The sequence below is a fragment of the Amycolatopsis thailandensis genome, assembly GCF_002234405.1.
Classification (GTDB): domain Bacteria; phylum Actinomycetota; class Actinomycetes; order Mycobacteriales; family Pseudonocardiaceae; genus Amycolatopsis; species Amycolatopsis thailandensis.
Genome location: NZ_NMQT01000017.1, coordinates 34,128 through 40,198, shown reverse-complemented (window position 1 = coordinate 40,198; position 6,071 = coordinate 34,128). Strand labels below are relative to the sequence as shown.

Here is a 6,071-nt window from a genome sequence, read left to right as displayed (position 1 = left end):
ATGCCGCCGCCGGCGCCGCCCGCGGTCGCGCCGGCCGCACCGGCACCTCCGCCGACGGGCTCGCCGTTCTTGTCCTTGTTCTCGTTCGGGTTCTTGCCGTTGGCCCACCCTGGAACGCGCGGCATGATCGAACCGAACCGGCCGAACGCGGCGGCCGAGGCCGCCGCCAGACCGGCGGTGAACATGTCGCCGAACAACGGGTTCGATTTGGGCGGCTGGCCGGGCTGCCCGTTGGTGGGCGGAGTGGAGCCGTCCGACGGCAGCGGGTGCGTGTTGTCGCCCGGCACCACGCCGACACCACCGGGCGTTCCCCCGATGTTGTTGCCGACGGAGCCACCGCCCGGGGCCGAACCGCCCCCGGTGACCGGCGGCGGCGCGACGGCGTTCGGCGAGGCCGGAATGGACTCCTCCGCCGTGGTGTAGTCACCCGCGAGCTGCGTCATCACCACGATCGCCTTGCTGTGCGCCGCGCTGGCCGCCCCCGCGGCCTGCTGCTGCGCTTCGACGTTCGCGATGGCCAGCTGCCGCTGCTGCGCGGCGTTGACGATCGTCGCCGGCGACGAGTCCGGGGGCAGCAGCGGCGGGTTGACGGCCAACGCGACGTCGGCGGGGGAGACGTCCGGCACCGCGACCGGCGGCGGCATCTCCTTCTTCGCCTTCACCAGCGCGTCCGCCGCGTCTTCGAGGAGGTGGTTCATCGCGTTCGCGGTCTGGGCGACCTTGCGGATTCCGCCGACGAGGTCGCTGATCATCGTGTGGTACTTGTCGGCCGCGCCACCGGTCCAGCTGCCGGAGAAGTCCTTCAGCTCACCGGTGAGGTTCTCGGCCTGTTCGAACAGGCCGGTGCCGGTGGACTGCCACTTGTGGGCCGCGTGGCGTGCCGTGTTGGGGTCGCCTGCCTGCAGCATCGCGTAGAGCTGCTGGTGGGAATAGGCGGCGAAGTTCGTGTGCGCGGTGTCGGTCATCCCTTGTTCCCCCCGCCGTTCGAGCCGTTGTTGCCACCCAGCACGCCGCCGAGGACGTTGAGCAGCGGATCGAGCAGACCGGTCTGCTGGCTGGAGTGGTTCATGTCGCCCGCGACCGAGTCATCGGCCGCGGCGTAGCCGTCCGCGACGGTCGTGGTGACGTCCTGCGCGAAGGTGATCGCGCCCTTGACCTGGTCCAGCAGCCCCTGCATCTCGGCGACGGCCGCCTGATGCGCCTTGTTGAGGGAACCCGCCTCCCCGAACTCGCCGAACAACAACGGCTGTTCGCTCAGGGTCAGCAGGAAGTCGTTCGGCTTGGACATCGCATGGATCTGGGTCTCCAGTTCCCGCACGAAGTCCTTCAGCGATTCCAGATGGACGTAGTACGACTGGTCTTGCATTGATCCCGGCTCTCTCGTGATCGGCCATGCCAACAAAGGACGACTACGCGCAAAGCCGGCCGGCCGGTGCCGAGGGGGGTGAAAGCACCGGCCGACCGACGGATGGGGGATCAGCCGGCGAACAGGCCCTGGTTGCGGTTCTCCAGGCTGTGCTGGAGATCGTGGGCGTCGCCGACCTTGCCACCGAACTGCGCGATGATCGCCACGATGTCCGCGGTGGCCTGGCGCAGGCGGGTTTCAGACGCACGGGCGGCCTCACCGGCGGAGCTGCCGGAGGCGTACCAGGTCTGGGTGATCGGCTGCAGGTTGGTGTGCAGCTGTTCGAGCTGGGAGGTGAGCGCCTTGGCCTTGGCGGCCAGCGAGGCCGAGCTGTGCTGCAGCGCGGCGAAGTTGATTTCGACGACGTCAGCCATGATTGGTGGTCCTCTCGCGGATCAGGGGTTCAGCCGGTGGATCACGGTCTGGTCGACGGTTCCGCTGACCCCGGTCAGGCTTTCTCGGACCTGCTCGTCACCCGAGTTGTAGTTCCGGTTGCTCTCGTGGACGAGGCGCGACATCGTGTTGAGCTCGTTCACGGCGATGGTCATCTTCTCCTGCAGGCGGCGCTGCAGGTCCCAGAACGCGACCGCCTGGTCACCCTTGTAGTTGTGCAGGGTCTGGGTCAGCTCGCTCTCCAAGCTGGCCATCGTGGTCTTGGCGTTCGACGCGGTTTCCTCGAACCCCTGGACGGCGCGCGCCATCGCAGCTGCGTCTGCCTGATATCCCGTACCGGTCATTGATGGGCCACCTCCTCTCATCTCGCTGGAAATCCCGGTGAGCACCAGGGGACGCCCTGTCTGCTCTTGTGAAGGACACGCTAGAAAAGAGGGGAGTGCGGTCAAACGGCACAACTGCCGGTCACGGTGACGGCACTATTACCCACAGGTCGGCGGTAGGGCCTTCCCCACCTTCGATCCGGGGGAGTACTCCAGTGTTCGATGTGGAGCCCCGCGGAACCCTCTAATCCATGGTGGACAAGGGATCCAGGACAGTACTGCATCGCCCGCTGATGATCTTGGCGGCGGCGATGGCGGTGCTCGGGGTGATCGCGCTCGGAGGTCTTGTTTTCGACGATCGCAGCCTCGTCAACGCGCCCATTTGGCTCAAGCCGCTCAAGTTCACGATTTCCGTGGGGCTCTACGCGGTGACTCTCGCCTGGCTGATCGGGCAGCTGACCCGGGGCAAACGGCTCGGGTGGTGGCTCGGGACCGTGTTCGCGGTCGGCCTCGGCCTGGACATGGCGCTGCTGTTCTGGCAGATCGCCGTCCGCGGCCGGACGCTCCACTTCAACCAGGAGACCCCGGTCGACCAGTGGATCAACAACATGGTCGCGAACGGTGCTTTCACCGGCTGGGCCGCGACGGCGGCGATCGCCGTTCTCCTGCTGTTCCAACGTCTTCCCGACCGGGCGATGAACTCCGCGTTACGCGCGGGTGCCGCGTTGTCCGTCGCCGGCATCGGGATCGCGCTGCTGATGTTCGGCCCGAACGAGCAGCAGATGGCCCAGTTCCGCTCCGGTGAACGACCGTCGATCGTCGGCGCCCACGCCGTCGGTGTGCCCGACGGTGGCCCGGGGCTGCCGGTGCTGGGCTGGAGCACGGTGGGCGGGGACATGCGGATCCCGCATTTCTTCGGGATCCACGCGATCCAGGTGCTTCCCCTGGTCGCTTTCGGACTGCTCAAGCTCGCCCGGCGTTATCCCGTGCTGGAATCGGACTTCGTGCGGCGGAATCTGGTCCGGACCGCTTCGGCGGGCTTCGCGGGGCTGCTGGTGCTGCTCACCTGGCAGGCTCAGCGGGGGCAGTCCATCGTGCATCCCGACTTCTGGACACTGGTCGCGGGCGCCGGGATCATCGCCGTCGTGGCCGCCGGATCGGCCCTTTCGCTCCGGACGCCGCGGCCGATGCACCAGCTGACGTGATCTTCACCGTATCCCCGCGAAATCCACTCGGGACTTTCTCCGGAATCGGATAACTTTCGAGCCGATGAAGGGGGTAAGCGTGCATGGAACGCGGACTTATCGGCGGTTTTCGGGCAGACGCGCGGGCGTGGTGCTCACCGCCGCGGCGGTGCTGATCGGCGGGGTGGCGTGTTCGTCGCCGGAGTCTTCCGGGACTTCGGGGGCGGCGGGGGCGGCTGGGGCGTCTGACGCGGACAAGCCGGCGGCGCCGGAGACGTTCGGCCCCGCGGGCTATCGCGGGCTGACTCTGGGGATGGCCAAGGACGCCGCGCTGACGGGCGGCAAGCTCGCCTCGGCGCCGACGTCCAATTTGGATGGTTGTACCGACTTCTCCTACACCGGCGGCCCGGCACCCGACCCGGCGCGGATGAAGGCGGAGGCCGATGTCGAGGCCAAGGCCAAGGACCTGAACAAGAAGGCCGACGAACTCGAAGCGGATCCGGAGCCGAAACCGGGCGCGTCCGCGGAGGGAAGCGCCAAGGCGGCGGAGAAATCCGCCAAGGACGCGCGACTGTTCGCCGACGCCGCTCTCGCGACCGCCGATCTGGCGGGCAAGCGGGAAGAACGTGACAAGGCCTTCGTGGCCGCGGGCGGCGCCTCGTTCGGCAAGGACGGGCTGCGTGAACTCGCCGCGCCTTCGGACGCGAAGACGGCCGAGGGGATCGGCGCTGGTTCGTCGTTGGCCGAACTGAAAACGGCCTACGACGCCAAGGGGATGAAGGCCGGCAGCAACGGCCGGTTCCAGGTGCCCGTCGACGGGAAACCGGACTGGATCTACGAGTTCACCGTCAACGGGGAGAAGGTCGGCTCGGTGTCGATGATCAACCCGAAGTCGAAGTGCTCCTGAGCCAAGGGTTTCCGGGTAGAATTTCGAGGTGAGGGAAGGGGTCGTTCGGGTTCGAACGGCCCCTTCCCTTACTGCCGGACTCTGTGATCAGACTCCCGCGGTGGTCCGGATCCAGCTGCGGCTCGCCGCGACGCTGGCGTAGTTCTGGGTGCCCTGCGGGTTCGTGCCGGAGTTGCTGCCGGTCGAGCAGACGCCGACCTGGACACCGCCCGAGAGCTGCGGGCCGCCCGAGTCGCCGTGCCATGCCGAACCGTTGACGCCGACGCTGGCGATGGCCTGGCCGCCATAGGCGTCGCTGCTGGTTCCGGTGATGCGGACGTTGGCCGTCTTCAGGACGCTCGACGGCGGGTTGTTGCCCTGCGTGCGACCCCAGCCGTAGATCTGGTTGGTGGTGCCGTTGGCCGGGTTCGCGGTGCCGAGCTTCATGTACGTGGTGCTGACCGCCGTCTTGAGGTGCAGCAGCGCGATGTCCCCGCTGGGGGCCGCCTTCTGCTGGTCGACCTCGGCGTTCGTGCCCTGGTTGAGGTTGACGTTCCCGACCTTCACGTGCATGCCGGGGGCGTTGAGGCAGTGCTTCGCGGTGAGGACCCACTGCGGCGCGATGATCGTGCCGGAGCAGTTGAAGCCGCCGTACGCGGTGGCGTCGTTCCAGTAGATCTGGGCGCCCCATGGCGCGGAACTCACGGTGCCGCCGCCGATGATGTCCTGGCCCGCGTTCGCGGCAGGGGTGGCGGCAACGGTCAGCGCCGCGGCGGCGCCGGCCACCGCTGCGACGATCTTGGACATACGCATGAATACGCCCTTCGGCCTGCGTCGGGGAGTTCGTTTCGACTTGAAACGGTTTCACCAAGTTATGTGGCGGTAAGGGTTTTTGTAACCTACCGAAGTCGGTAAGCGGTGCGAGGAAAGTATTGGGCCGTCCGGGTGGGATAGTCGGGTGTGGACATCGATGACCGACTGGCCGACGTCAGGTTCCGGCCTGCCGTGTACGGGATCTCGACGCTTCGGGACGCTTGCCTGTTCTTGTACGGGTTCAACGCGGCGTCGGAGAACCGTGTTCTGCGCGGATTTCAGGAATGGGTGGATCCGGGGCCTTTGGTGTGGGCGTCCGTTGTATCCGGTTTGCTGGAAAAGTGTGACCCGTCGTTCTCCGATCTCGATGACGCGTCACAGGTGGCCGCGCTGTTCGATCTGGTCGCGGAGTTCCGCGCGGAGCGCGGTGATCCACTGCCCGCCCCGCCGTCGCCCCGGCGTGATCGCGCGGCGACCCGGGTGATCGTCCTGAACGGTGGGTCCAGTTCGGGTAAGTCGGCGATCGCCCGGAGTCTGCAGACGGTGCTGCCGGAACCTTGGCTCACCTTGGGTGTCGACACCTTGATCGACGCCATGCCCGCCTCGGTGGACGAGGGTATCGACTTCGCTGCCGATGGCGGGGTGAGCGTCGGATCCGGTTTCCGGCGGCTCGAAGAAGCGTGGATGACCGGTGTCGCGGCGATGGTCAGGGCCGGAGCCCGGGTCATCATCGACGATGTGTTCCTCGGTGGGGCGGCGTCACAACAGCGCTGGCGTGCTGGGCTGGACGGTGCTGGGTTGGACAGGCTCGACGTGCTGTGGGTCGGGGTCCGGTGCGACGGTGCTGTGGCCGCGGCGAGGGAGGCCGCGCGTGGGGATCGGGTCGTGGGGATGGCGGAGACGCAGGCCGAAGTCGTGCATCGAGGTGTGGTTTACGACCTCGAAGTGGATACGGGCGTGAAGGATGCCCTGGACTGTGCCCGCGAGATCGCCGCGCGGATCACGTGACCCTCCGAGGCTTCGAAAGGCGCGCTTCTGTGGCCTCGGACCGATGCGGGGTGCCGGCT

At 67.5% G+C, this 6,071-nt stretch carries 8 protein-coding genes; 3 read left to right on the top strand and 5 right to left on the bottom strand.

Features of this window, described 5'->3' with window-relative positions:
- From CFP71_RS05520 to CFP71_RS05505, 4 genes are all read right to left on the bottom strand, one after another.
- On the bottom strand, positions 1-965 hold a 965-nt coding region (locus CFP71_RS05520), incomplete at its 3' end, for a WXG100 family type VII secretion target (RefSeq protein WP_093932736.1).
- A complete protein-coding gene (locus CFP71_RS05515; protein WP_093932735.1) occupies positions 962-1,366 on the bottom strand; it encodes a hypothetical protein in 405 nt (134 codons plus the stop codon). The genes CFP71_RS05515 and CFP71_RS05520, both read right to left, overlap by 4 nt.
- A 110-nt stretch (positions 1,367-1,476) precedes the next feature.
- On the bottom strand, positions 1,477-1,779 hold the full coding sequence (locus tag CFP71_RS05510) for a hypothetical protein (protein ID WP_005155348.1): 303 nt from the start codon (positions 1,777-1,779) through the stop codon (positions 1,477-1,479).
- Between the two features lie 21 nt (positions 1,780-1,800).
- Positions 1,801-2,142 carry a WXG100 family type VII secretion target gene (locus CFP71_RS05505; RefSeq protein WP_073848466.1) on the bottom strand — a complete coding sequence of 114 codons (342 nt, stop codon included), beginning with the start codon at positions 2,140-2,142 and terminating at the stop codon, positions 1,801-1,803.
- A gap of 230 nt (positions 2,143-2,372) precedes the next feature.
- Here CFP71_RS05505 and CFP71_RS05500 point away from each other — a divergent pair, with 230 nt between their 5' ends.
- Both CFP71_RS05500 and CFP71_RS05495 read left to right on the top strand, forming a co-directional pair.
- Positions 2,373-3,326 carry a hypothetical protein gene (locus tag CFP71_RS05500; protein WP_093932734.1) on the top strand — a complete coding sequence of 318 codons (954 nt, stop codon included), beginning with the start codon at positions 2,373-2,375 and terminating at the stop codon, positions 3,324-3,326.
- A gap of 79 nt (positions 3,327-3,405) precedes the next feature.
- Positions 3,406-4,212, top strand: a complete 807-nt coding sequence (locus CFP71_RS05495) for a hypothetical protein (RefSeq protein WP_244199561.1) — start codon at positions 3,406-3,408, stop codon at positions 4,210-4,212.
- 87 nt (positions 4,213-4,299) lie between these two features.
- On the opposite strand, the gene CFP71_RS05490 is transcribed toward CFP71_RS05495, so the two are convergent.
- A complete protein-coding gene (locus CFP71_RS05490) occupies positions 4,300-4,998 on the bottom strand; it encodes a S1 family peptidase (RefSeq protein WP_341866879.1) in 699 nt (232 codons plus the stop codon).
- A 153-nt stretch (positions 4,999-5,151) separates the two neighbouring features.
- On the opposite strand from CFP71_RS05490, the gene cpt reads away from it, so the two are divergent.
- Entirely contained in the window at positions 5,152-6,012 is an 861-nt protein-coding gene (gene cpt / locus CFP71_RS44815) for a chloramphenicol phosphotransferase CPT (RefSeq protein ID WP_244199560.1), read from the top strand.
- Positions 6,013-6,071: the final 59 nt, after the last annotated feature.